The following is a 26,970-nucleotide window of genomic DNA, read 5'->3' as shown; positions in this document are numbered from 1 at the left end:
AAAAAATTCAAAATGAACCGAATAAAAGAGGTTTTAGAACAAAAAGGAATAAAACAAATCTGGTTGGCTGAAAAATTGGGAAAGAGTTACAATATGGTTCACTCTTACGCTCAAAACAAAAGACAACCTAGATTAGAAGTTCTAATGGACATTGCTAATATTTTAGATGTGGACGTGAAAGAATTGATAATCTCAAATAAAGAAAACTAATGGACTTGATTGAACAAGGAATAGAAAAAGGACTTATCAGGTTTGATGAGGATAGAAAAAACATTTACTACATACACCAAGACGACAAGCGTAGAAATTACAACAATCCCGAAGAAAAAGTACAAGCAGAAGCATACTTAAAACTCGTTTTAAACTACGGTTATTCTACTGAAAGAATAGTGCAATTTAAATCTGTAACAATGGGAGCTTCTGTAAAAGAAGTAGATATTGTAGTTTACAATGATGATGAATGTACACAACCACACATTGTTGTTGAATGTAAGAAAGAAGATGTTTCTGAATTAGAATTTGAACAAGCTATTAAACAAGGTGCAAGCTACGCATATGCACTATCTGGAACCGTAAAATATCTTTGGGTAACTTCTAAAATTAAAAACGAATCGTTTCTAATTGATAAAGAAAGTGATGAAAGACAAACTATTCCAGATATCCCAAGATATGGAATTACAGAAATACAAAAATACAAATACGCTAAAGGCGGTAGAATTGGAAGTGAAGAAGCAACTGACGAGATAAAGAAAAAGTTTTTTGAACTAGAAGAAATTAGCGAAGAAGATTTAACAAAAGCATTTAAATCTGCTCACAATTCACTTTGGGCTGGTGGAGAGTTAAATCCCTCAGAAGCATTCGATGAATTAGATAAATTAATTTTCTGCAAAATATGGGATGAACGAAAAGACAGAAGAAACGGAGACCCTTACGACTTTCAAGTTTTTAGTGAACCTATTCCAAAAAACGCAAGTAAAGAGCAAAAACTAAAAATTGAAGAAAAAATAACCAATGATTTATATAAACGTGTAGTTGATTTATACGCAATTGGTAAAAAAGAAGACCCAGAAGTTTTTAAAGACAATATTCGATTATCTGCACCAAAAGTAAAAACCGTAGTTTCTTATTTGGAATCTATAAATTTAGGCGATACAGATTTAGATAGTAAAGGTCGTGCATTTGAAGTTTTTATGGGTAGTTACTTCAGAGGGGATTTTGGGCAATATTTTACACCAAGACCTATTGTGAAATTCATAGTAAATTCTTTGTCAATAAATAACAAATCCAAAGTTTTAGACACTTCTTGTGGTAGTGGCGGTTTCTTACTATACGCTTTAGACAAAGTAAGAAAACAAGCCGATAAAATGGCAGAAGAAGGCTATTTTGATAAAAACACACCTGCTGGACACGCAAAATGGCACAAACATTGGCACGATTTCGCTTCAACAAACCTTTTTGGAATTGAAATAAATGAACAAATTGCTAGAACTGCCAAAATGAATATGATTATTCACGATGACGGTCATACAAATGTAATTTCCTCAGATGGTTTGGTACGTGCAGATGTTATACAAGAAAACACCGACAATAAAGGTTTTGAATACGGTACTTTCGATTATATAATTACCAATCCACCATTTGGTAGTTCGGTAAAACAAACCGAAAAAGCATATTTAAACCAATACAACCTAGGGAACAAAGATGTAAGTTGGTTGGATACAAAAAACTCAGCAGTTAAAGGTCGTGCCAATCAAAGTACAGAAGTTTTATTTATTGAACAATGTCATAATTTTTTAGCAGAAAACGGTTTTTTAGCGGTTGTAATTCCTGATGGAATTTTAACCAACAGTAGTTTACAATATGTACGAGATAATATTGAAGAATGGTATAAAATAATTGCAGTTGTATCTATGCCACAAACTGCTTTTGCACATACTGGTGCAGGTGTAAAAAGTTCCGTATTGTTTTTGCGTAAATGGCCAAAAGCAATTACTGAAAAATATCAAACACTAAAAGCAGATTTACAAACTCAGATTAAAACAGAGAACAAGTATTTGGCAGAAGTTGCACGAATAGAAAAAGAAAAGAAAGCAACTATAAAAAACCATACTGGTTTTGAGAACACAACTGGAGTTGAGGATAAAAAACTGCTAGAAAAAACCGAATTATTTTTGTCTTGGAAAAAAGAAACTGGGGAAGGTTTTAACCAACAGATTAATGATTTGAAAGAAGATTTGGCGGATAAGTACTTATCTTTAAAACAAGAAAAGCTAGACGATTACCCAATACTTATGGCAATTGCAGAGGATATTGGCTATGATGCAACTGGGAAAGAAACTGGAAACAACGAATTAGAAGTCATTGAGTCGGAACTTAAACGATTTATAGCAGAAACTAATAAAAACTAAGAGCTATGAATGGATTTAAACTAAATACGCAAAATGATAATATTTTTATTATCAATCTTTCTGAAATTGAAAAGAGATTGGACCCTAATCCTTACCATATAGAAAGATTAGCTGAAATTGAAAAACTTCAGAAATTAGATTGTAAAAAATTAAAATCTGTTGTTATTCCTTCAAAATCTCAAACAGGCTCAATTAGAGAAAATGACATCTACATTGGATTAGAAAATATAAAAAGTAATACAGGCGAATACATAAAAACAAAAGAAAAAGAATCTATAAGCTCTGCAAACATTTTTAAGAGTGGACAAATACTATTTCCAAAATTACGTCCATATTTAAACAAAGTGTTTCTAGCAGAATTTGATGGTATTTGCTCTACTGAATTTCACGTTTTTAATGCTAAGAATATCAATGCTGAATATCTAGCAATATATTTACGTTCGTCTTTTGTAGTAAACCAGACAAAGCATTTAATGACTGGTAATACATTACCTAGATTACAGACTGACGATATAAATAACATTCCTGTTCCCATAATTTCGGATGAGCTTCAACAGCAAATAGTTAATTTATATAATGAAGAGTTTGAGAAAAAACAACAAAAAGAAAAGGAAGCTAAAGACTTACTAGCAAGTATTGATGGTTATTTATTAGATGAATTATGTATTGAATTACCAGAAAAAGACAATTCACTTGAAAATAGGATTTTTACTGCTTCAATAAGCGAAATTAGTGGTGGTCGTTTTGACCCTAAACTTTATGACAACTTTACAAGTGCATTAAGGTTATCAATTAAAGAAAACAAATACAAATCAGATAACTTAAGACTTAAAGACTTATTGACACAAAGTTTTGCAGGTAGTTGGGGTGAAGATGAACTAAAATTCTCTGAAGATGAAAATTATAAAAAATGTCTTGTAATTCGAGCAACTGAATTTGATAATAAATATAATCTAGATGTAGATAATTCCAGAGTAAAATATAGGTTAATCCCAAGGAAGAAATTACAAACTTTAGATATTCAGACTAACGATTTATTAATTGAAAAATCGGGAGGTAGTCCAGACCAGCCCGTTGGTAGAATTTCAATAGTCACCGAAGAGATGATAAATAATCATTCTCTTTGTTATAGTAATTTTATTCATAAAATTAGAATTGACACAGATATTTGTAATCCGATTTATCTCTTCAACTATCTTAAAACTGTTCATAATATTAAATTGACAGATGCGATGCAAAGTCAAACGAATGGAATTAGAAACTTGATAATGTCAAATTATTTTAACCAAACTATTCCGATTCCGCCAAAAGAAAAACAAACTGAAATTGCAAGTCATATTACAGACTTAAGAAATCAAGCAAAACAATTAGAATTAGATGCTGACCAAATAATGACAGAAGCAAAAGCCGAAGTTGAAAATATAATTTTAGGATAATGAGTATAGTTAAGGTACAAATAAACCATACTAAGAACCTAAACAAAGAGGTTTTGGCTTCTCATTTATATGATTTAATTGGAGAAGAATACAATTTAAACGAAGATGATGTAGAAGATTATTTTGAGATTGAAAACGTGTACAAATTGCCGAATGATAGTTTTATTAGCATTTTCATAATTGACTTTCCAGCCTTAGAACACAACAGAGATTTTCAACCAAAAGATACTGTAAAGTCCTATTTAGATACAATAAACAGATTAGAAGAAGTAATTGGTTTAGTAAAACTGCAAGATGATTTTTTACAAAAAGTTGCAATTCAATATTTCAATAAGCTCTTTGCTATAGAAATGGAATTGAGAAATGTATTAACCTACATTTTAACCTATGATGAAAAGTCCATAGAAAAAGGGGTTTTTAAAGATTTTGGAATACAATTAGCAGAATCATATAAAGACAATGAAGTAAACGACAATTACGAAAATGGTTTGTATTATATTCTTTTCAATCATTACGCAAGTTTTGGAGAGCCAAAAAGATTAAAAGCAGAACAAGTTTCTGAAATTTTACAAGATGTAAGTTTATCTGATTTTCAAGAATTTAAAGACAGACTTCAAAAAAGGTATATTACAGAAGAAAGGCATACAGAGTTCTTGTTTTCAATTAAACTAAAACTAAAACCTTTAGAAGAGATTCGTAATTCTGTTATGCATATTCGTAATCTTTCAAATACAAAAATGTCAAACTTTGATAAAGCAGTAAATGATTTTGGAACTGACAAAGGTGTACAAAGTTTAATAACCGATTTCTGGACAGCCGAAAATGAAGAATTAAAAGAGCAAACTTGGTTGTCATTAGCAGAAAAAGAAGTTGAAAAATTTCAATTAAGAAAAGAAGGAGAAATTTGGCTTGTAGATGTGAATTATGGAACATTTATTTTAAAAAATGACATAGACGAATTTGAAGATATGGATGAAGTGAAAAATTACATTTATGAAGAACTAAAAGATTCGGTTGAAATAAATGATTTTGAACCAGATTGCAAAGAACAAATAGATACTTGGGTAGACGAAAAATTAATGATTGCGGAATAGCCAACGCCAGTTCAAGCACATTTAAAGTTTGCTCGTGCCTCACAAATTTAAAAGAGCTTAAACGCCAACGCTAGCAAGTTTGCGGAATAAAGCCAGTGGCTAACAACGTGTATAAAACATAGCTATTATAGGCTTTTCGAGAGGTTTTTGTATATTTACAAAGTACGCCAAATTTTTTATTTGGTTATATTTATAAAAGAAAATTAAACATAAAAACAAAAAATTCGGCTCGTGCTAAATCTGAAAAGTTAGCGTTTATTTATACGCTACGTTTCATACACAAGACCGTTGTGGTGCATTTGAGAAAACCCTAAATTACATTGAAAAATCATAAAACAACTGACTGATTTTTAAATATAAAAAATATGATTGGAGTCGCAATTCTTTTTATAATTTTCGGAATTTTAATAAAATACGGGAAAATGTATTGGCTGATCGCGGGATATAATACCATCCCGAAAGAACAAAAAGATAAATACAATATTGGAGAAATAGCGAATGTGTTTCGTAACGTGATGTTTGGAATGGCTTTTATTATTTTTTCTGGATATTTGATTGCTAAATGGAAGGATAATTCGAATATTCAAAATTATGCTTTTGGGATTTCAATACTTATTGGAATACCATACCTTCTGCTTGAATCTAATTCTAAAAAGTATAAAAAAAATCAAGAAAAAACTGATTGAATTACTAAATAAAACTAGAACCAATAATAATAAAAACGACACCACAACAAGGGCTATAAGTACTTGCTACTTCCCCACTACTTATGAAAATCCTCGCGGATTTTCAATCCTAGGTTTTTTCTTAGAAAATTTATGCCTAAATTCACGCAAAAACTAATAGCCGAGAACGTTGTGCAACATTAAAAACAGACCTTGGAAAAGTATTTAAAAGCCATATTTGATTTAACAAAACTACCGACAAAATTTTTCTTTCTTTTATCGGTGGTTTCAGGATTTATACTATTTGTTGACCAGAGTTTTTTGAATGAAAAACTCTTTCTTGATAATGCAAAAGAAAAATATGGATGGATTTTAGGAATTGTTTTCATCCTTTCAACTGGACTTGTTTTAGTAAATTTTGTGATTTGGATTTTCAAATCAATTCAACGGAAAATTTTACTAAAAAAATGGAAAAAGAAATTTACAGAAAGAGTAAAAAACTTGGATAGGTTTGAGAAATCCATACTAAGAGAATTCATCTTAATCGGACAAAAATCAATTGATATGCCTATAGACAATTCTTCTGTTTCAGGGTTATTAGACAAAGGTATTTTAGTAATGAACAGACAATTTGGTAACAGCTCAATTATGCACGGAATGAAAACATCATTGAGTATTAACGAATCTGTAATGGAAATACTTGAACTTAAAGACATTGATTTAAGTGACCCACCAACAGAAAAAGAAATTGAATTTGCAAAAAATAATCGTCCAGAATGGACAAATAAATGGTATTAAAATATGGCTACAACAACAGACTTTCAAGAATGGTTAGACAATCTTGATGAAACAAGTATCGAAGAAATTTATTGCTTATATGAAAGCATAGTCGGAGTTACTCAAATGGGCGGATTTAGTTGCTCACAGAATAATGGTAGATTATTTATTAAAACCGACCAAAATGACTCAACATTAATGCTTGCAAGTGGAAAAGCAGTTAAAGCCTTTTTAGATAAGCTGGATAGCGAATATGGAGGTGATTTCGGTTGGGTTGGCGGATATTATGAATTTGTCCGAGCTATGGAAAAAGATGATTAAAAATAACGTTGCACAACAATGGCTATAAGTAATTGCTTGTTCTCGGCTACTTTGGAAATTCCTTCGGAATTTCCGCCGTTAGTTTGTACTTGCGGAATTTATTGCTAAATTCACGCAACTACTCATAGCCGAGACCGTTGTGGTGCATTTGAGAAAACCTTAAATTACATTGAAAAATCATAAAACAACTGACTGATTTTTAAATATAAAAAATATGATTGGAGTCGCATTTCTTTTTATAATTTTCGGAATTTTAATAAAATACGGGAAAATCTATTGGCTGATTGCTGGATATAATACGATCCCAAAAGAACAAAAAGATAAATACAATATTGGAGGAATAGCGAATGTGTTTCGTAACGTGATGTTTGGAATGGCTTTTATTATTTTTTCTGGATATTTGATTGCTAAATGGAAGGATAATTCGAATATTCAAAATTATGCTTTTGGGATTTCAATACTTATTGGAATACCATACCTATTGCTTGAATCTAATTCTAAAAAGTATAAAAAAATCAAGAAAAAACAGATTGAATTACTAAATAAAATTAGAACCAATAATAATAAAAACGACACCACAACAAGGGCTATAAGTACTTGCTACTTCCCCACTACTTATGAAAATCCTCGCGGATTTTCAATCCTAAGTTTTTTCTTAGAAAATTTATGCCTAAATTCACGCAAAAACTAATAGCCGAGAACGTTATGGGCAATTAAAATAAATGACAACAAAAGAATTTATAATACAAATTTGGACATTAATCAAATCAAGGTTTTGTAACAGAATAACTTGGTTGCTTGTTACCGCTGGACTATTATTGATAGCCCCTCCATTATGGTCTGTAATTATTAATGAAATTTTAGAGAAACATACTGACTACAAAATCATTGGTAAAAATGATGTTTGGTTCGGCTTTGCTCTGATTCTCATAGGACTTGCTTTTTACCTAATTTGCAAATGGCTGAATAATAAAAAATCTCCAGAAAATACAATTGATAATTCTACAATTGAAGATTCAATTGTAAACCAAGGAAGCGGGAATTTAACCGTAAATAATATAAATATATATGTACAAGACGAAGAATCATTAAAGAGAGTGTTGAAGACAATCAATTACAGTAATAACAATACTGATATAAACTTCATAACAAATTCAAATTTCAAAGTTCAGTTTATTAATCTAATCCAAAGCTTACCTTGGGGTAAAAATGTAACAGAAATCCAATTTCAGAACCCTGAAAGATTACTCAACAATGTAATTTATAAAACATCCAGTAAAAAAGATGGACACTTTTATTTAAGGCTACATATTGTTGAAGATGAAAAACCTGAACTGGTATTAAATAGTGAATTGACAGCATTTGAAGGCGGAATACCAATATTGGATTCGATTTATTGGAGTAAATACAAGCTTTGGACTCTTAATTCTGTGGAAAATTTCAAACCTATTGAAAGTAAAATACAAATTGAATTAGAAGGCGCTTTAAAAAATGATTTATCTGTAATTATCGGAGATATAACTTTTGTTATAAATGATTTTAAACTTGAGCTTATTTACGACAAATCATCTCAAGACAATCTTTTGCCTCATCACAATACTTACGGTAAGTTAATTGAATCGAACCTAATTATTGACTCTGAACGAGTTGAACTATCTTCATTGGAAATGGCTGCGATAGATTCTGAAATAAACACAAAAATCATTGAAGAGCAAAATGACAGAAATCTAACTACCGTAGTTGAAGTAAATGTTGACACTCATATAATTAAATTATCATCATTGATTATTAAATTATTAGCAAAATTTGACAGAGATACTGGTGATGAATCAACTGAAACTATAAGACGAATGATTATTGAATTGATGAAAAAAATGAAAGCCATTAATTCATATCAAATCCCTAAAGATTATACAGATTCTTCTAATTATTTATTTGAAGAAGCATTTGGAGAATCTTCTGTGATAGATGATTACAATAAATACAAAAGCCCATAACACTGTATATAGCAAATAGGGCGTTTGGTGGGTTACGAAAGTACGGTGCTATTTACGGACAACGCCAAATCGTTGATTTGGCTTTTAAAATGAATAAGATAAAAACAAAATACAACGCTTTGGCTCAGTGCAAAATTGAAAGTTTATCGCTCTCTACTGCCCTACTTGCCATATACTAAACGTTATGCGCAATTTAACCAACTTTCAAAAAAAAGAAAAAAAAACTAACAATGCCTGACTTTTTAAATATTGATTTAAGTAGAAAAATAGAGATAAGCTTTTTAAAAAAACATATTGCTTTTAGTTTATTTTGGATTGTAGGAATTTTATTGTTTATTTTTAGAATTGATTTACTTATAATTGGAAATTTTCCAGAATCCTTAAAGTGGCTACAAATTAGTTTACCTATTAGCTATCTTGCTTTTCTTTTTATTTACCTTTATTCAATTAAATGGTATTATATATTAGCTTATATTTTTTATCCAATTCTAATGATATTTTGGTTCATCCCAAAAACAGTTTTGAGTGTTGGTAAAATTTATCTTTTGGGTAACTATGTGAATTATATTTATTCAAAATTATCTAAACCTAAAATTTTTGCTTTCAATATTGCCTTTTTTTTATTTTCATTAGTTTTTCTATTAACCATTAAAGAAGAATGGACAAGATGGCTATCAATTATTTGCCTTTCATATTTTTATTTAAATTACATATATAAATTCTTAAAAAAATCATTTAAAAAGCCTTCTCTTTTTGGTAAGGAAATTGAAGATACTGTCAAAGTTATAATAGACAATAGAAGCATTGAAACTTCAATCCTGATGAAATCAATAATAAGACAAGACGGAGACAAGAAACTTGACATTTCATCACGAAAAAAAGCTGAAATTAAAAGGACTGTAATGAGTAACTATGCCATTGAACTTCTTACTGATAGGTTAAATGGACATAGAGGTAGACAAGCCTACTTAGTTTCTTGGATTTTTAGTGCTATAATATTTCTTCTATATTCAATTATTTTTTTTACTTTTTTAAATTTTCAACTTTATAAAATTGACACATCTAATTTTATTTATACTGGGAATTTACCAAAATTTGATTTCTTTTATTACACATTAAAAACAATAACTTTTGGAGATATTGAATTAATAAAACCTCAAAGTGTCTTAGCTCGGATTAATGAAATAAGTTCATTTTTTACTATGGGAGTTTTTATATTAGTTATTGTTACATCTATTTTTCTTTCAATGAACCAAGATAGAGTGAATGAAAATATAAAACTTACTACAAAATTAATTAAGAATGAAAACACAACTTTAATAGAATTTCTTAAAAATGAATATGGTATGGAAATTAAAAGTGCTCTATTAGAAATTAAAAATATTGACACTTCACTGAAAAAAATGAAAAATATAATTGATAATATCCTATAAAAAAAAGCGCATAACAATGGTAACCGTTGCACAAGCCTATAATTTTACGAAAACAGATATAAAACCAAGCCCTTTTTAGGGCTTTTGTTTTTTTAGGAGACCTTCAAAAACTAAAATAGAATGAGCTCAAAACCAACCGCTGTTTGTTTTTAAAGACGTTTGTATTGAATAAAATCAAAAATGATACTCTATGGTCACTTTTTACCTTTTTTGCTATAAAATTTAGGTACTTCTTTAGGTTATAAGCGATGGCAGCCATATGCATTACCTTATTTGCTTGTATTAAACCAATAGTATTTATTTTTCGTAACCCCATGAACTGGGTTAGTGTCCCAAAAACAGGCTCTACAGTACTTTGTCTTGTGGCTTTCATTTTTCGTCCTAGTGGACTTTTTATCCTGCTGTTATTACGCTCATATTCCTCTCTATAATAAGTAATGGTGATCCGTTTTTCCTGTGATTTTTTTAAACATTGTTTTCTTAATGGACAATCTAAACATACTTTTTTACTAGCCCTGTATTCCTTTTTCTTGGTTTTTGTTCGGTGATCTAAAAACACTTTTTTAAAAGGAATAATAATCCCTCTGGAACAAGTAAAGTGATCCTTTTGCTTCTCATAGGTAAAGCCATCAGGGCAACCTTTGTAAGTTCCATGAGGAGGAATATAACTAATGAGTTGATGCTGTTCTAAAAAAGCATAATTCTCCCCACTACTATAGCCGGTATCGGCCACACAGTTTTGCCATAGCAAACCATTTCTCCATAAACGCTGTTGTACTCGTTTGGTAATATCTTGTAGTTGTTGGTTGTCTTTCCCGCAAGCGTGATAAGCGCTTATATCTGTAATTACATGATTAGCGCTATCTACCGTTAACTGACTCAGATAATTTAATTTTCTTGCCTTACCTGGCTTTACACTTATAAGGGCATCTGGATCTGTGGGACTGTAATGGGTTTTGTTGCTAGTATATTTACTGTTCTTATTTCCTGCACCAACCCTGTAATTTTGTTCGTTAGCCCACTTTTTATTGCGAGATTTTATGGCTTGTAATGCTGATTTGTTAGCGGTGATCGTTTTCTCAAAGCCAGAAGCCTTGTTGATTTTGGCTTTTCTAAAATTGGGTTGATCTGCTATGCTTATATGTCTTATAGCCGCAATATGTGACTCTAGATCCTGTTCTGGTACTTTTAATTCTAAACTATCCATAGAAGCATTTGCTTTTACAGGAGCAGAATCGATTGCTTGGGTATGACCGCTTACCATACCTTTATCTACACACATGGAAAATACCTGTGTAAAAACGGATTCAAATATCGATGCTGGAAATAATTGTCGCGTACGACTGATCGTAGAATGCCATGGTAATTCTTCATCGAGATCATAACCTATAAAGTATAAAATATCTAAGCGCATGCTACAATGAGATATTAACTTGCGATCACTAATAATATTCTCTAAATAGCCCACTAAACAAAGTTTGAAAAAAACAACTGGATCAATACTTTTTTGACCGCTTGTACCATAATACTTTTTGGTAGATGAATACAAATAATCTAAATTTAAAACTGCTGCTAAGCGCCTATAAAAGTTTGTTTTAGGTACTCGGTCACTTAATTGAAAGTTGTGAAATAATTTCTCTTGGTAGATTTTCTTGCCTTGCATAAACTAAGATAAACAATTATTCTATATCTTCGACTTGTGCAACAGGCACAATGGCTATAGTTAATACGGGTTTTGGTGCTTAACTCAAAGTTTAGTACATTTTTACTAATTCCGCCAAATCTTTTGATTTGGCTTTAGAACAAAAAAGATAAAACAAAATAAAAAGTTTTGGCTAAGTGCTTAATCGGAAATTCACTACTTTTAATTCCCGTACTAACCATAGCCGAGACGTTGTAACACATTATGAAAAAAACTTTAATACTATTAATAATTGCCCTTAGTTCAAATTTAGCTGAAGCACAATTCATCAAAGAAAAATCTATAAATGCTCAAATCGGATATGGATTGAGCGCGCCAAATAATAGTATTGATAAAATTGTAAATGATGGTTTTTTTGCACAGGGCGAATTAATCCTTAAAGTAAAAACTTGGATTGAATTTAGACCATATGCTGGTTTTATTTTGACAAGTTCAAACGGAAAAGACCTTAATGATAATCCAACCGATGAAAAAGCGGAATCAGAAGCGTTTTTGCTTGGAGGAAAAGCAAGAGTTAGAGCACCTATTCCTTGGGTAACACCTTATATTGAAATCGGAATAGGAACTTCTATTGGAAAATTTGAAACACTAACGGTATTTGATAACATAGAGAAAAGCGGAATTATTTACCATATTCCATTATCCTTTGGACTTGAATTGGGGAAAAATAATAACGTTGATTTAGGGTTTGCTTATTATTTACAACCATCTATCGAACAGTATGCTGGAGCATTTGCGGTCGGAATTACATTTCCGCTGAATAATAAAAAATAACGTGTTACAACAAGGGCTATAAGTACTTGCTACTTCCCTACTACTTATGAAAACCCTCGCGGATTTTCAATCCTAGGTTTTTTCTTAGAAAATTTATTCCTAAATTCACGCAAAAACTAATAGCCGAGAACGTTAGCAACAAGCTAAACCAAATATAACGCAAAAAGATAAAGTAATAAATGGCAAATTCAACATTACACTTTTTGGGTCTTAATATAGACCTTTTTTATATAGATACTGTTTACAAAAAAGATTATGATAGGTATAAGGGTATTCCTGTCTTTTATAATCAAGGAGGGTTACTTTACTTTGAATTTCCTTATGGAGAAGCACATTCAAGACTTTTAGAACGTATGCTAACCATAAACTATGAACTATACAAAAGAGGTTATCCCTTAGATGATGGTAAAGTTATGTTTTATGATGCTAATGGAGACATTTTAAAGAAATGGCAATTTAAAGATGCTGCTATTGTTTATTACAAAGTAACTTTTGATTCAAATGGAGGTGGAATGATGGTAAAAATGGTTATTTCCCCTGCAATACAAGACTACGGCTGTAAAATCCATAGATGGTGGCATGTAACACCTATTGAAGAAGAAACATACCAGTCTCCTATTGTTGAGCAGAAGCAAGAAGAAAAAACAAATTTGAAATTTATAGCTAGATTTGAAAGACTTGGCACATACAATGGCGAATTTGGTTTTGATTGGATGCGTGATAATTACTTAGACAAAGAAGGTGGAGCAAAAGGAATCTGTAATAACCAAGAAAAACTTAAAAAGGAGTATTTCCCAACTTCAATACATGAGAAAGAATACTTTGTGCCAAGCCTAAGCATGTTCCCTAACCAAGAAGGTGTAATCCTTAAATTAAGTATAAAAGAAAAAGAAGGAACTGCAAAGAATGATGACATCATAAAACTCCCTGCTAAAAATAGCATACGATTTGAGCCTAAACAAGTAAAAGTAAGTGAGGCAGATGGCAAACAAATAAAAGTTATCTGTGATTCGCCTTTGAGTAGTGATGTAATGATTAATTTACTTGATAAGAATGACAAAAAGGTTGGGGCTATTAATGTGGTTAAGAATGATGAGATAATTAACTTGTCAATAAATCTTGTTTTGGCTTCTGAAAGCAGACATATTGATAAGCTAAAAGGACTATTTAATGATAGAATAAATAACCTAGAAGATTTTCTTCAAAATAGGTCTTTCAATCAGGCTTTTATTAAACCATATTTAACGAATAATTTAGATAATGCACCAATAATTTCTTTGGATGATTTTGGGGAAGATGATTATAATGGGACGAATTTGTCTAAAAAAGGGAAAAGTAGGATAATTGAAAAGTTTGAAAAGGAAATAATTTTTAAGAGTGGTATTTCAATTTTTTTAATAGCCAAAAATCATGAAAGAAATCAAGCAGGAGATTCAAAGTTAATACCTCTTGATTGGAGTTATGTTTTCATGTATGTTAATGCAGGTAAAATTTCTGATTTCACCCATGAAATAGGTCATGCATTAGGACTTACCCATACTTTTATTGAGGATGGGCATTATGATAAAACGGAGGAAAAAATAAATAAAGTTAAAACATACAAGAGGCAATTAAAAGAACAGGAGGAATATCTGATTAAGAATTTAAGTGAAAAAGGCAGAAAAATAGTAAACAACAATATACGGATATTAACCAAAAACATTCAAACTCTTGAAGACACTTATTCTATTGGAGACAAAAACCCATATAAGTTTACGCAAAGTGGGACGGATAATTTCATGGATTATTATAATGATGCCAAAAGTTTTTATAGATGGCAATGGGATGTTATGTTCAAAGAGGCAAAAAAATATTATTCAAATTAATGAAAACAGTTCTTCTATATATTGCTTTATTAATAAGTTTATCATGCTCAAAAAAAATTCATGATTATCAGGTTAAGCCTATTTCGATACAAAATAAGCAAAAAGAGAGTGAAAAGATAAAATATTTATCAGGTAAAATATATCCTATTCCTGAACCTAAAAAATTTCATTCTGCTATTTTACTTTTACATTATAATGATTCTATTAAAACATATTCTGCTTCTGATTTTGATGGGAATTTTACTTTTTATGATTTTAAATCTGAATTAATTACTGAAAAATCCTATATATATGCAGCAAATAAAGGTTGTCTTCCTAAGAAAATTATGGTTGATAATTTAACTAATCCAATAATTATAATCTTAGAACAAGACTCAATAAATGGTTTAAGTCATGATAAATTAATAGAACTTCATCATAAAAACAGACCTATTGATTAAATTTTATAGTTAGCCTAATAATATTTTTAACGAAATGCAGTATATATATACAAAAATTCAGAGAAGCAGTAGACAGAACAGCAAACGAACATCTTGGTACTATTCATTTGCCCCTTGAAACAGAAAAACAGTTTGAATAACGCCAGTTGCTAACAATGTATAAAAATAATAGCGGTTTAATCGCTAAAACGAAATAAAGTAAACATAAAAAAGGTCTGTAATTAATCGAAAAGTAAGTGTGTTTTAATCCGCTACTATTCTTATACGCGACCGTTAGCATAAATACGAGAAAATGATTAAATCAACATTTGATACCACAAGTTTAAGTTATGAATCTTATCAATTCAGAGAGGAACTTAGAAACGAATTTTATTTAAATAGGATTGAGCCTTTTAAACCTGGATTATGGGAATATGAAGGTAAATGGTATAATACTAAATATAAACTATACATTGCAATTCTAGCTTATAAAACTGCGGAACAACTTGGTATAAAAGATGTACTAGGTCTTTTAGCAGTACTATCAGGTCAGCCATTTATTCCTACAAGAGCAAAACTTGATGGAAAAAGAAGCACTAAAAATACATCTGTTGCTTCAAAATATCTTTCTAAAATACCAGGAAAATCGCCTGTTCGATTACCGACAGTTACTGGAGTCCCTAAAATAATAGGGGGAAATGGGATGAAGGTAACGATGACCAAAATAATAGGAAGGTTTATTGGCAGAGCAACTCCTTTTATTGGATGGGGCGTTTTAGCCTATGACTTAGGTGTAATTTTTTATAACACTCAAGTTCAATTTAATGAAATTACTGATGAAAAATAATCAAATAATATTTAACAAACTGACTGATTTTATAATCCAAGAATATTGGGGAAATAAAGAAAAAATGACTCCTGAGACTAGATTAGAAAAAGATTTAGGTATAACAGGAGATGATGGAATAGAGTTTTTAGAAAATTTTTTAGATTATTTTAAAATTGATTATGAAGAAAAAGAAAACAGGCCAAGATATTTTGATGACGAGGGGTTTGGATTAATAAACTTTATTTCTATTTTCAATTTTATGACGGGTAAAAAGGATTACAGAGAACAATATGATTTAACTCTTGAGCATCTTGTCAAGGTTATAGAATTAGGTCATTGGATAGATATGGACGAATAAAGTACTTATGCTAACAAGGGCTATAAGTACTTGCTACTTCCCTACTACTTATGAAAATCCTCGCGGATTTTCAATCCTAAGTTTTTTCTTAGAAAATTTATGCCTAAATTCACGCAACTACTCATAGCCGAGACCGTTAGGCAACATTAAAACCGAACCCAATGAACACAGTAGCAAAATTATGTATTGGCAAAGATGAATGGGAACTAAATAATACTGATATAACTTATTATCGTGAGACTCGTGTTACAGGAAAACCTGCCTCTGAAACTATGGGAGGTTTAGCAACTGTATCCTTTACGCCAAAAGGAAATGAAGAAATGATACTTAGTTGGATGTTTGCCAACAGAATGGAAGACGGAAAAACAGAATACCCTAAATGCTTATATATCCTAAAAGAAGCCGAAATAGTTTTTTATAAGGGCGATTTTAATGGAAGTATTCTTTTTAAATATAAACTTGTAGATGGTACAATTATCTATTTTCAAGAAAATTTTAGTAATCAATGGGAAATACAAACCAGTGTAGTTTTTTCAGCAGCCATACAATATTATAAAGATACATTTTATATAAAATCGTGGCGCGAAAACTGGAAACCGCCAACAAAAAAAGAGTCTCCTTTTCAAGACTTAACTAATACATTTAATGCCACCCCAAAAATTTTATAATATGCCTTATTTTATACCATTAGGAATTCCTGATTTCAAAGGAAAAAAAGACAGAGATTTTATACAGGTTTCTTATTTAATTGAAGGAAATGACGCTGTAGAATTAACCATACAAATTAGAGACGGCGGAAAAATTATTTACCAAGAAAAAATAACAGATTCTTCTAAACTAACAAAAGGAGAGCACCGTTGGAAATGGAATGGTTTTGATAGTAATGGTATCTATGATAGTGCTGTTTTTACAACGGCTAAAGATTTAAATATTTATACGATAGCCATAGATAATGAAGAAAATTATAGCAGAAAACGAGTAGAGTTTACAGCTAAGTATAGTGAAGTTAAATGGGTAGATGTTAAAATCAACAAAAACACCAAACGAATTGATGTAACTCTTCGGGTTAATTTAAAGGATGGTGGAGAAATTGGTACAGAAAAGGACTGCACACAAGTAGGTTCTGGTCAATACTCTTCAATAAAAACAGTTTGCCCTTGGAAGAAAATACCTGAAAAAGATATCAAAAGATATGGAAAACCTCCAATAAAATCAAGAACCAAAAGTTTTAAAGATTTAAAGCAATTAGCTTTAGAAGGCTTAAGCTATCATTGGGGAAGAAATAAAAATCACTTTATTGCTAAAAATGTAGATATTAACGGAGAACTTTATGAAGTTTTTGTAAATGCCATTAATACAACAGAGAATGCTATAGCTCCTTTGTCAACCAAATTTGTAACAAATGGAAGTCCTGGTAGGTCAAGAAATTGGGAATTATCAAGGATTTTATATTTCAATATAGGATATTTAGACTTTTCTAGTTGGTATAACTTATCATCAGATTGGAGATATAGAAGTTTAACTTTTGCAACAGATTTATTTAGGGAAACCTCTGCACATGAAATAGGTCATGAAGTTTTGTTAGCTTATGGAGGACATATTTATTCGAAAAAACATAAAGAGACTTCTACAATACTTCAATCCGAAAACGCAGGTTTAAAGTATCCGTCGGGTGAAATTGATTTAATGAAATATTTCGATGAAGTATATGCTCCAGATTTTAGAAAAGTAATTGCTTCTGAAAAAGATGTTCTTAGCTTAATTTGGTTAACTAAATTAGAATTAAAATGATGAGATATATCCTTCTAATACTACTTCTTACTTCTTGTACGAAAAAGTATGTATTAAGACCTAAAATAAGTGGTTCTATCTATAATAAAAACAGAATTCCTATAAATGATGTGGAAATAGTTTTTATTGATTGTTTAAATAGTGATTGTAATGGAGAAAAGGCTGTTTATAGTGATGAAAAAGGTAGATTTGTGATAAAAAAAGAAATTATAACCTATTTATTTAACAAGCCTCATAAATACAAACGTCCATATTACTCACACACTATGATTATTAAAAAAGAAGGATATAAAACAGATACTGTAGATATAAGAAAATGGAAAGTTAAAAACAATATAGTTGAAATGGATTCAATAATTCTAAATCTGATTAAAAAATAACGTTGCCTAACAATGGTAACCGCTGCACAAGCCTATAATTTTACGAAAATAGATATAAAACCAAGCCCTTTTTAGGGCTTTTGTTTTTTTTAGGAGACCTTCAAAAACTAAAATAGAATGAGCTCAAAACCAACCGCTGTTTGTTTTTAAAGACGTTTGTATTGAATAAAATCAAAAATGATACTCTATGGTCACTTTTTACCTTTTTTGCTATAAAATTTAGGTACTTCTTTAGGTTATAAGCGATGGCAGCCATATGCATTACCTTATTTGCTTGTATTAAACCAATAGTATTTATTTTTCGTAACCCCATGAACTGGGTTAGTGTCCCAAAAACAGGCTCTACAGTACTTTGTCTTGTGGCTTTCATTTTTCGTCCTAGTGGACTTTTTATCCTGCTGTTATTTCGCTCATATTCCTCTCTATAATAAGTAATGGTAATCCGTTTTTCCTGTGATTTTTTTAAACATTGTTTTCTTAATGGACAATCTAAACATACTTTTTTACTAGCCCTGTATTCCTTTTTCTTGGTTTTTGTTCGGTGATCTAAAAACACTTTTTTAAAAGGAATAATAATCCCTCTGGAACAAGTAAAGTGATCCTTTTGCTTCTCATAGGTAAAGCCATCAGGGCAACCTTTGTAAGTTCCATGAGGAGGAATATAACTAATGAGTTGATGCTGTTCTAAAAAAGCATAATTCTCCCCACTACTATAGCCGGTATCGGCCACACAGTTTTGCCATAGCAAACCATTTCTCCATAAACGCTGTTGTACTCGTTTGGTAATATCTTGTAGTTGTTGGTTGTCTTTCCCGCAAGCGTGATAAGCGCTTATATCTGTAATTACATGATTAGCGCTATCTACCGTTAACTGACTCAGATAATTTAATTTTCTTGCCTTACCTGGCTTTACACTTATACGGGCATCTGGATCTGTGGGACTGTAATGGGTTTTGTTGCTAGTATATTTACTGTTCTTATTTCCTGCTCCAACCCTGTAATTTTGTTCGTTAGCCCACTTTTTATTGCGAGATTTTATAGCTTGTAATGCTGATTTGTTAGCGGTGATCGTTTTCTCAAAACCAGAAGCCTTGTTGATTTTGGCTTTTCTAAAATTGGGTTGATCTGCTATGCTTATATGTCTTATAGCCGCAATATGTGACTCTAGATCCTGTTCTGGTACTTTTAATTCTAAACTATCCATAGAAGCATTTGCTTTTACAGGAGCAGAATCGATTGCTTGGGTATGACCGCTTACCATACCTTTATCTACACACATGGAAAATACCTGTGTAAAAACGGATTCAAATATCGATGCTGGAAATAATTGTCGCGTACGACTGATCGTAGAATGCCATGGTAATTCTTCATCGAGATCATAACCTATAAAGTATAAAATATCTAAGCGCATGCTACAATGAGATATTAACTTGCGATCACTAATAATATTCTCTAAATAGCCCACTAAACAAAGTTTGAAAAAAACAACTGGATCAATACCTTTTTGACCGCTTGTACCATAATACTTTTTGGTAGATGAATACAAATAATCTAAATTTAAAACTGCTGCTAAGCGCCTATAAAAGTTTGTTTTAGGTACTCGGTCACTTAATTGAAAGTTGTGAAATAATTTCTCCTGGTAGATTTTCTTGCCTTGCATAAACTAAGATAAACAATTATTCTATATCTTCGACTTGTGCAACAGGCACAATAGTTATAAGTACTTGCTAAGTTTAGGCTACTTATGAAAATCCTCGCGGATTTTCAATCCTAAGTTTTTTCTTAGAAAATTTATTCCTAAATTCACGCAAAAACTAATAGCCGAGAACGTAGGCAACTAAAAAGTACTGCAAACCATGACTGAAAAACAACAAGAGCGCATTCGGCTAAAAATTAAGAAAATCAAATCCGAATTAGCCGCTGACAAAAAGCGCTGGGGTGGTTTTTATGATGATAGTCGAGGACTTCGATATTTGCCCCTTGGATATTATATCAAACTAAAAGATTATTCGGGCGGCAAAAGGTATATAAACTGGTTCTACAAAAATTTTCCGGATGATGGTGGATTCCCGGAATTCCTGTTTGAATGCACTATCGTATTGTTTTATTCCAGAAAACTCAAAGAAGCAAACAGAAAATTATTTGAAACATTCTCATCAAACACCTACATAATCGATAAATTTCTGGGAGATAAAATAAGTCAGATTGAGAAGTACGAAGGTTCAAATATCGCAGGAATTGAATATCTAAACTGTTTCAATTATACCAATGCAGACGAAGATTTATCTGAATTCACAAATTGGTTGAATGAAACATACAATTCAGATTTGTTTAAGTCAGCCGCTAATGAACATATCGATTTGCAGCGGCAATTAAAAGTAGAGCACGAATACGAAAGAAGAGTGGGTCTTGGAAAAAAGATGAGAGCTCTTGTCGATCGGTTTTAGCAGTACAAAGAAATGAAATGCCTATAACAGCAAATAAACTTTAGCGGCAAAAGTGTTATATTCGAGAGGCCGCCAAAGCTTATTTGCGGACCGTTACCTGCAAGCTAAAGAAACACAAATGAAAAAAATAATAGGAATACTAATAATTGGACTTTCATTATTTGGATGCAATGAAAAAACATCTGACAAGAAAAAAATAGAACAAAAGGTGGAGTTTAATCAAAATTTAGCAGACATGATAACTGTCAGAGCTAAAATAGACCAAACTGTTGCTCGTGGAAATCCTCCAGAAAAATATAAAATAATAGGTTTAGAAAAATGGCGAGATTATAAAGACAGTATATTTAGAGACAATAAAAAAAATTTAGAAAAAGTTCTGAACGAATACGGATTCCCTGGAATTGATTTAGTCGGTAAACAAGGCTCATTTAGTTTTTGGTTAATGGTTCAACATTGTGATTTTGACCCTGATTTTCAAAAAGAAGTTCTGCAACAAATGAAAATTGAAGTTGATAAAGGAAATGCAATACCAAGAAACTATGGTTTATTAGTTGACCGTGTTAACCTAAATACTGGTGAAAAACAAATTTACGGAACACAAGTAGCTTATAATAGGAAAACAGGACAGGCATATCCAAGAGATTTAGAAGACAGTTTAAATGTAAACAAAAGAAGAGAATCAGTAGGGCTTGAACCAATAAAAAAGTATTTAAATCATATGACTAATAATCATTTTCAAATGAATAAAGAAAATATGATTAAAAGAGGAATAACTGAACCTAAATTGTACGAACTAAAAAAGTAAAGCTAGCAGGCACAATAGCTATAAATACTTGCTACCTCTCGACTACTTATGAAAATCCTCGCGGATTTTCAATCCTAGGTTTTTTCTTAGAAAATTTATTCCTAAATTCACGCAAAAACTAATAGCCGAGAACATTAGGCAAAATATAAGACTGAAAATGAAAATCAAACAATCTTTAAAAATTACTATTTATATTTTCTGTTTGGTACTCTTTATTTTTTCCTGCCAAAAGTCAAAAAAGGAAAGTAAAGAATCGAAGGAAATAATAAGTGTAAAATACCCCGAGACCTATGAATTAGCAAACATTATTCTGGCACTTACGGAATATGGAAAAACTGATAAGTGGGAAGTCCGACAAGGTTTCGATTATTATAACAAAGTTCAAGAATATTTTAAACCAGTAAATCAACACCCTTTATTAGATTCTGTAAACTATTCAAGAGAAAGATGGGAAGAGTATTTAAGCTTTAGGACTGATTCTTATGCATTCGAATTTGACGAAAACAATGAATTAAAAAGAAGGTTTGAGTTCTATGCAAATAAGGGATTCCAACCTTTTGATGATCATTTAGACTTGATAAACAACTTTGTTCAAAAATCAAACTTTAGAGTTTTTTTTAAGCAAAATAAGGATTATTACAATGCTGTGTCACACAAGTACAAGAAAACACAGTACTTAAACGAAATGCGTGAATTCCTAGCAAAAGAATTTGGTAAGCAGTACTCAAGTGATGAAAAATACAATGTTGTTCTTTCCCCTTTTGTTTATAGGATGAATTGTCATAGAAATATCGATTCAACAACTGTGGCTGATTTTATCACAATTCCAAACTACGTTTTGTCCGATACAATTTCAACAAATGAAAAAGACATTGCTACTTCAATCCACAATCTATTTACAGAAATGGACCACGGATATGTAAATCCAACTACAAATCAATATAAGGAATTGGTTGCCAAAAATTTTGATGCCAATCTGTGGGATAATGAAAGTGGATACAATGAAAATAATGGATTTGGAGTGTTTAACGAATATGTGACATGGGCAGTTTATGACATATTCTTGGAAAAGCATTTTCCAGATTATGCCAATGAAGTTGGCCTTAATTGGAGTTTTCAAAATGACAGTAGAGGCTTGGAATATTCCCAACTCTTCACAAAACAACTTTTGGCTCTTTACAATCAAAAGGAAGATAGTGAAACTTTAAAAGACTTATACCCTAAAATACTTGAATGGACTTCTGAAATTCAGAAAGACTTATCAAAACCGAAAATAATCTCACCAAAGGATTCTACTTACATCAAATTTTCTGGAAAAACTAAAATCGCTATTATGTTTTCAGAACCAATGAAGAAAAGCGATACAATAACAACGATTTTTCAAGATGGAAAAAATCTAAGACAATGTATAGACCTAAATGGTAATGAAAATAACCTACGTTGGTCGGAAAACGGAAAGGAATTAGAATTTGAATTTAGTTTTCCTACTGACCGAGATACCTATTATTTCCAGTTCAATTGGTGGGGAACAAGACATCCGCTTATTAGTGAAAAAGGAGTATTGATAAAGAGCGGGAGTTATTTTAAAATCATTGACAAATAAAATACTTTACCTAACACTGTAAGCTTCCCTAAAAACCGAACTATTTAGAATAGACAAAAGAAGCTATCTGGAAATTACTTTTCAGATAGCTTCTCTATTTAGATTTAATAATACAACTATTAGTTAACTACCTCTACAGCAACATCTATAAAGTTATAACCACCTCTATCGTCATTACTCTGAGTTACTCCAGCAGGTGAAGTTACTTTCTCTTTCCCGAATTGAAAATCTTCGATCTCAGTAACACGTCTTACTGTATCATCATCATCATTAGCTACTGCTTCATTTCCATTCATTGGCTGCCCATTACCTAATCCTACTTTTTGATCTAACTCAGTTCCTGAATCATATAAATAACTTTTATTAATAACAAAACTAGTTTTTACATTTCCTTCTGCATCAAATAATTCGATTCCTTGTTGATTGTTAGAAATAAACCAATCATTAGAAGAAATTAACATCGTAGCAAAATTTAAACGATCTCCTGGCTTAGCTTTTATCTCAAGAGTTACTTCTTCACCTGGAAGTAACGCTGATGTTCCTTTAACAGCTGTTACATTAGGTAAACTGTTTAAGTAATTATAAACAGGATCCGCTTTCCCATCCTCAGCAAGCTCTTCTAATCCTGAACCTGCCTTAGCAGGACTTCCTTTTGTAAATAAAGGAGTTTGAGTTCCTTGATGTACATAAGCAACTGGAGTTGACAATAATGAATATGAGGTTGATAATCTTAAAGGAGCTCCCCCTGTAGATCCTTTTTCAGTAAACCAATCATAAATAGCTTTTGGCGAACCATCTTCTGCTAAACTTTCTAAACCATTAGCTTTAACAGGTGCACCTTCTTCAAATAAGGCATTAGGTTGTGTATGAACTACTAAAATACCTGGCGTCACAAACCCTTTATTATGAGCAGCTTCTCTATTTGCTTTTTCAATTGTTAAAGTAAACTCTTTAGCTACAGCGTCGTACGCTAAAGACGCAGTTAAATAATTTCTAATATTTCTTCCTGTATCTCTAACAGAAGTATTACTATCTGCTGGTCCCATATTAGGTCCTTCTTGATTAGGAGCAGTGTACATAGTTCCTGGAAAATTCGTCAAGAAATCTTCATCCTGTTCCGTTCCAGCATCCCAAACCTTAATATAGTTAGAAATGTCTCCTGTTTTTGGAGTATCTCCCTCCCATAATTTAATTCCTTGACTTCCTGTCGCAAAAATCCAGTCATTACTTTGAGCAAACATATTAGCAAAACTTAAATAAGTTCCTTTTGTCGCTTTAAACTTAACTTCATGTTTTGCGCCAGTTTCTTTCAAAGGAGCAGAACCTACTTTCTTTACATTTATGTAGTTGATTGCATTTTTTAAAGTTAGTTTAAATGTTTTCGTATTATCTTGTGGGATAACTACATTATCGTCATCATTACTACATGATGTAAGCGCCATTGCACTAACTAAAGCAAGTGATAAAAATTTAATTTTCATGATTTATATTTTTGTTTATGGCTTGGACGACATGAAAAAAGAAAACTTACAAATTCTACGTTTTTTTTCAAAAAAATCTCCTAATCTTCACCCCTTCATCTAACAAACGTTAATCTAGCATTGCTACTACCCTAGCCGGCGCTGCAGATGCCCCAACAATCTTTAACGGAAATACTGCTACTTTAAAGCCTGACAACGGAAGTGCATCCAAGTTAACTAACTGTTCCATATGACAATATTCTTTATTTTGTCCTACTAAATGGGCTTCCCAAAAATATTCTGAGTTCTTACTTTCTTTTGCTTTTTTTATCATATAGGGCAAAGGCAAGTCCCACCCCCAAGAATCAATTCCCATCACCTTAATTCCTCTATCAATAAGCCATTCTGTAGCTTGAGCCGTCATCCCCGTTCCTTTTTTATGAAAATCTTTAGTTCCATTAATTTTATCTCTTCCTGTTTTTACAAGAACAATCATCCCCGGTTTTAAAGTCAAATCATTTTTTTGAAGAAATTTATCTATATCACTCACGGTAATCGGGTCAAAATCTTTTTTATGCTTCATATCAATAACGACGCCTTCACCATAACACCAATCTAAAGGAACTTCATCTATAGTCTTAGATTTTTCGCCATTGGTTGTAGGAGAGTAATGCCAAGGAGCATCTATATGTGTCGTTGAATGCACCCCCATGTTTTTTATGGTATCATCTGCCCAACCTTCAAATTTTTTCGGAAAAAGACCAAATGGAAGTCCTAGAAATCGAAGAAGCCATTTTGCTTTACGGTGTGGCTTATGCTTTATTTTCACCTTCATAAACCAAGGATCTTGCTTATTATATTGAATTGGTTTTGATAAATCTATAATTTTCATACTGCTATTATCTAAATTAAAAAAATTGCGAAGCCAAAAATAACAACAATTTTCTATTAAGAGTTAAGCAGATAGCAGTTTTAAAACACCTTTAACTTTCTATCGCTTTTTATTTTTAAAAAATTATTTATACATTGCGCTACTTTTTTAAAAAATTCGGGATGTAGCTTAGTCCGGTTAAAGCGCACGGCTGGGGGTCGTGAGAGCGAAGGTTCGAATCCTTTCATCCCGACAAAATTAATTTTTCACCCCATTTCTTCCTTACTACTTTTTTTACACAAAAAAACACCCTAACAAACAAGCACTTATAAAAAAAAATAAAAAAAATCATTTTTTTATTTGGCAGAAAAGAAAAACATCTATATATTTGCAACCGCAAAGCAAAAAAAGCCGATGTAGCTCAGCTGGCTAGAGCAGCTGATTTGTAATCAGCAGGTCGGGGGTTCGAGTCCCTTCATCGGCTCTTAAAAAGTCCTTTCAATACGAAAGGACTTTTTTTATTCCTTCAAATTATTTCTTTTTATTTCCTTAAATTTGTCTCCATATTTTTTTGTCTAATTAAACTTTTAAAACAACATGCTCATAATAGGAATCGCAGGAGGAACTGGTAGCGGAAAAACCACAGTTGTAAATCAAATAATAAACCAACTCCCCGCAGATGAAGTTTGCGTTATCTCACAAGATTCATACTATAATGCCACAGACAATCTTTCATACGAGCAACGCACAAAAATAAACTTTGACCATCCAAGAGCTATCGACTTTGATTTACTTGTGAAACATTTAAAAGAATTAAAATCAGACAACATCATAGAACAACCTGTGTATTCTTTTGTTACCCACAATAGAACAAAAGACACCATAAAAACACACCCTCGAAAAGTGATTATCGTTGAAGGTATTTTAATTTTTAACAGTGAAGAACTACGGAACTTATGCGATATAAAAATATTTGTTCATGCAGACGCTGATGAACGCTTAATACGAAGAGTTCGTAGAGATATTACAGAAAGAGGGAGAGACATTGACGAAGTGTTAAACAGATATCAAAGTACCTTAAAACCAATGCATCAGCAATTTATCGAGCCTACAAAAAACTATGCCGATTTAATAATACCTAACGATAGATACAACACTGTTGCCATTGATATTGTTAGAACTGTAATTAGCGAACGACTATAAATCATGACGTTAAAACAATTAAAAAATAATCCTTTTTTTAAAATAATCACTAATAGTTATGTGTTAATTTTAACTATCTTTATCGTTTGGATGCTTTTTTTTGATGAAAACTCATATTTAGTCCATCGAGAGTTCAATCAAGAAATCGAAGAATTAAAAAGTAGAAATGAATTTTATAAGAACAAAATCATTGAAGATAAGAAAACAATACAAAGCTTAGAGGACTCGATTCAGTTAGAACAATATGCCCGTGAAAAATACCTAATGAAAAAAGAAAACGAAGATATTTATATTATCGAATTCGATACTATAAAAAAATAGCAATTAGATTT

Annotated in this window: 27 protein-coding genes and 2 tRNA genes; 25 read left to right on the top strand and 4 right to left on the bottom strand. The window is 31.3% G+C overall.

Features of this window, described 5'->3' with window-relative positions; genetic code table 11:
- Positions 1-12: 12 nt before the first annotated feature.
- The 10 genes from MARIT_RS04490 to MARIT_RS04445 all read left to right on the top strand — a co-directional run bounded on the left by MARIT_RS04490 (position 13) and on the right by MARIT_RS04445 (position 10,131).
- On the top strand, positions 13-210 hold the full coding sequence (locus MARIT_RS04490; RefSeq protein ID WP_100210886.1) for a helix-turn-helix domain-containing protein: 198 nt from the start codon (positions 13-15) through the stop codon (positions 208-210).
- Positions 210-2,408, top strand: a complete 2,199-nt coding sequence (locus MARIT_RS04485) for a restriction endonuclease subunit M (protein ID WP_100210885.1) — start codon at positions 210-212, stop codon at positions 2,406-2,408. Before MARIT_RS04490 ends, MARIT_RS04485 begins: the two co-directional genes overlap by 1 nt.
- A gap of 5 nt (positions 2,409-2,413) precedes the next feature.
- Positions 2,414-3,844 carry a restriction endonuclease subunit S gene (locus MARIT_RS04480; protein ID WP_100210884.1) on the top strand — a complete coding sequence of 477 codons (1,431 nt, stop codon included), beginning with the start codon at positions 2,414-2,416 and terminating at the stop codon, positions 3,842-3,844.
- Positions 3,844-4,938, top strand: coding sequence for a hypothetical protein (locus MARIT_RS04475; RefSeq protein WP_100210883.1), 1,095 nt, complete (start codon positions 3,844-3,846; stop codon positions 4,936-4,938). The genes MARIT_RS04480 and MARIT_RS04475 overlap by 1 nt, the downstream gene beginning before the upstream one ends.
- A 365-nt stretch (positions 4,939-5,303) precedes the next feature.
- Complete coding sequence (locus MARIT_RS04470) at positions 5,304-5,624, top strand: DUF3784 domain-containing protein (RefSeq protein ID WP_100210882.1); 321 nt, start codon at positions 5,304-5,306, stop codon at positions 5,622-5,624.
- Positions 5,625-5,816: 192 nt separating this feature from the next.
- Entirely contained in the window at positions 5,817-6,401 is a 585-nt protein-coding gene (locus tag MARIT_RS04465; RefSeq protein ID WP_024740755.1) for a super-infection exclusion protein B, read from the top strand.
- Between the two features lie 3 nt (positions 6,402-6,404).
- Entirely contained in the window at positions 6,405-6,701 is a 297-nt protein-coding gene (locus MARIT_RS04460) for a hypothetical protein (RefSeq protein ID WP_024740756.1), read from the top strand.
- Positions 6,702-6,915: 214 nt separating this feature from the next.
- Positions 6,916-7,392 (top strand): DUF3784 domain-containing protein, encoded by a 477-nt coding sequence (locus MARIT_RS04455; protein WP_100210881.1) that lies wholly within the window; start codon positions 6,916-6,918, stop codon positions 7,390-7,392.
- A gap of 103 nt (positions 7,393-7,495) precedes the next feature.
- Complete coding sequence (locus MARIT_RS04450; RefSeq protein ID WP_100210880.1) at positions 7,496-8,698, top strand: hypothetical protein; 1,203 nt, start codon at positions 7,496-7,498, stop codon at positions 8,696-8,698.
- 230 nt (positions 8,699-8,928) lie between these two features.
- Positions 8,929-10,131: a hypothetical protein gene (locus tag MARIT_RS04445; protein ID WP_100210879.1), complete on the top strand. Its 1,203-nt coding sequence runs from the start codon at positions 8,929-8,931 to the stop codon at positions 10,129-10,131.
- Between the two features lie 103 nt (positions 10,132-10,234).
- Here MARIT_RS04445 and MARIT_RS04440 read toward each other — a convergent pair whose 3' ends face one another.
- Entirely contained in the window at positions 10,235-11,794 is a 1,560-nt protein-coding gene (locus tag MARIT_RS04440) for an IS1182 family transposase (RefSeq protein WP_100210878.1), read from the bottom strand.
- A 243-nt stretch (positions 11,795-12,037) separates the two neighbouring features.
- Between MARIT_RS04440 and MARIT_RS04435 the strand changes: the two genes are divergently transcribed.
- The 8 genes from MARIT_RS04435 to MARIT_RS04400 all read left to right on the top strand — a co-directional run bounded on the left by MARIT_RS04435 (position 12,038) and on the right by MARIT_RS04400 (position 18,249).
- Complete coding sequence (locus tag MARIT_RS04435; protein ID WP_024742457.1) at positions 12,038-12,607, top strand: hypothetical protein; 570 nt, start codon at positions 12,038-12,040, stop codon at positions 12,605-12,607.
- Positions 12,608-12,786: 179 nt separating this feature from the next.
- The gene (gene tssD / locus MARIT_RS04430; protein WP_024742456.1) at positions 12,787-14,472 is read left to right on the top strand and encodes a type VI secretion system tube protein TssD; all 1,686 of its coding nucleotides are present in this window, start codon (positions 12,787-12,789) and stop codon (positions 14,470-14,472) included.
- Positions 14,472-14,912, top strand: coding sequence for a hypothetical protein (locus MARIT_RS04425; RefSeq protein ID WP_157926189.1), 441 nt, complete (start codon positions 14,472-14,474; stop codon positions 14,910-14,912). The genes tssD (MARIT_RS04430) and MARIT_RS04425 overlap by 1 nt, the downstream gene beginning before the upstream one ends.
- A gap of 292 nt (positions 14,913-15,204) precedes the next feature.
- Complete coding sequence (locus MARIT_RS04420; protein ID WP_024742478.1) at positions 15,205-15,738, top strand: hypothetical protein; 534 nt, start codon at positions 15,205-15,207, stop codon at positions 15,736-15,738.
- Complete coding sequence (locus MARIT_RS04415; protein ID WP_100210877.1) at positions 15,716-16,078, top strand: DUF1493 family protein; 363 nt, start codon at positions 15,716-15,718, stop codon at positions 16,076-16,078. The genes MARIT_RS04420 and MARIT_RS04415 overlap by 23 nt, the downstream gene beginning before the upstream one ends.
- A gap of 161 nt (positions 16,079-16,239) precedes the next feature.
- Positions 16,240-16,746, top strand: a complete 507-nt coding sequence (tssD, locus tag MARIT_RS04410; protein ID WP_100210876.1) for a type VI secretion system tube protein TssD — start codon at positions 16,240-16,242, stop codon at positions 16,744-16,746.
- Between the two features lies 1 nt (position 16,747).
- Positions 16,748-17,869 carry a hypothetical protein gene (locus MARIT_RS04405; protein WP_157926188.1) on the top strand — a complete coding sequence of 374 codons (1,122 nt, stop codon included), beginning with the start codon at positions 16,748-16,750 and terminating at the stop codon, positions 17,867-17,869.
- Positions 17,866-18,249, top strand: coding sequence for a hypothetical protein (locus tag MARIT_RS04400; RefSeq protein WP_024742449.1), 384 nt, complete (start codon positions 17,866-17,868; stop codon positions 18,247-18,249). Before MARIT_RS04405 ends, MARIT_RS04400 begins: the two co-directional genes overlap by 4 nt.
- A gap of 100 nt (positions 18,250-18,349) precedes the next feature.
- Here MARIT_RS04400 and MARIT_RS04395 read toward each other — a convergent pair whose 3' ends face one another.
- The gene (locus MARIT_RS04395; protein WP_100210874.1) at positions 18,350-19,909 is read right to left on the bottom strand and encodes an IS1182 family transposase; all 1,560 of its coding nucleotides are present in this window, start codon (positions 19,907-19,909) and stop codon (positions 18,350-18,352) included.
- Between the two features lie 196 nt (positions 19,910-20,105).
- Between MARIT_RS04395 and MARIT_RS04390 the strand changes: the two genes are divergently transcribed.
- The 3 genes from MARIT_RS04390 (at position 20,106) to MARIT_RS04380 (ending at position 23,104) form a co-directional block, all read left to right on the top strand.
- Positions 20,106-20,696 carry a hypothetical protein gene (locus MARIT_RS04390; protein ID WP_024741635.1) on the top strand — a complete coding sequence of 197 codons (591 nt, stop codon included), beginning with the start codon at positions 20,106-20,108 and terminating at the stop codon, positions 20,694-20,696.
- A 118-nt stretch (positions 20,697-20,814) separates the two neighbouring features.
- Positions 20,815-21,501 carry a DUF6624 domain-containing protein gene (locus MARIT_RS04385; protein ID WP_100210873.1) on the top strand — a complete coding sequence of 229 codons (687 nt, stop codon included), beginning with the start codon at positions 20,815-20,817 and terminating at the stop codon, positions 21,499-21,501.
- Positions 21,502-21,658: 157 nt separating this feature from the next.
- Complete coding sequence (locus MARIT_RS04380) at positions 21,659-23,104, top strand: trehalase domain-containing protein (protein ID WP_100210872.1); 1,446 nt, start codon at positions 21,659-21,661, stop codon at positions 23,102-23,104.
- 119 nt (positions 23,105-23,223) lie between these two features.
- Here MARIT_RS04380 and MARIT_RS04375 read toward each other — a convergent pair whose 3' ends face one another.
- Positions 23,224-24,585 carry a spondin domain-containing protein gene (locus MARIT_RS04375; protein WP_024741638.1) on the bottom strand — a complete coding sequence of 454 codons (1,362 nt, stop codon included), beginning with the start codon at positions 24,583-24,585 and terminating at the stop codon, positions 23,224-23,226.
- Positions 24,586-24,694: 109 nt separating this feature from the next.
- The gene (locus MARIT_RS04370; RefSeq protein WP_024741639.1) at positions 24,695-25,456 is read right to left on the bottom strand and encodes a cyclase family protein; all 762 of its coding nucleotides are present in this window, start codon (positions 25,454-25,456) and stop codon (positions 24,695-24,697) included.
- A 157-nt stretch (positions 25,457-25,613) separates the two neighbouring features.
- Between MARIT_RS04370 and MARIT_RS04365 the strand changes: the two genes are divergently transcribed.
- The 4 genes from MARIT_RS04365 (at position 25,614) to MARIT_RS04350 (ending at position 26,959) form a co-directional block, all read left to right on the top strand.
- Positions 25,614-25,688 (top strand) — tRNA-Pro (locus MARIT_RS04365).
- 157 nt (positions 25,689-25,845) lie between these two features.
- Positions 25,846-25,919: transfer RNA gene (locus tag MARIT_RS04360), tRNA-Thr, on the top strand.
- A gap of 113 nt (positions 25,920-26,032) precedes the next feature.
- The gene (gene udk, locus MARIT_RS04355; protein ID WP_024741640.1) at positions 26,033-26,638 is read left to right on the top strand and encodes a uridine kinase; all 606 of its coding nucleotides are present in this window, start codon (positions 26,033-26,035) and stop codon (positions 26,636-26,638) included.
- A gap of 3 nt (positions 26,639-26,641) precedes the next feature.
- On the top strand, positions 26,642-26,959 hold the full coding sequence (locus MARIT_RS04350) for an FtsB family cell division protein (RefSeq protein WP_024741641.1): 318 nt from the start codon (positions 26,642-26,644) through the stop codon (positions 26,957-26,959).
- The last annotated feature ends 11 nt before the right edge of the window (positions 26,960-26,970 follow it).

Origin of the sequence: Tenacibaculum maritimum NCIMB 2154, assembly GCF_900119795.1 — a bacterium.
GTDB lineage: Bacteria > Bacteroidota > Bacteroidia > Flavobacteriales > Flavobacteriaceae > Polaribacter > Polaribacter maritimus.
This window is presented reverse-complemented; position numbering and strand designations above follow the sequence as displayed.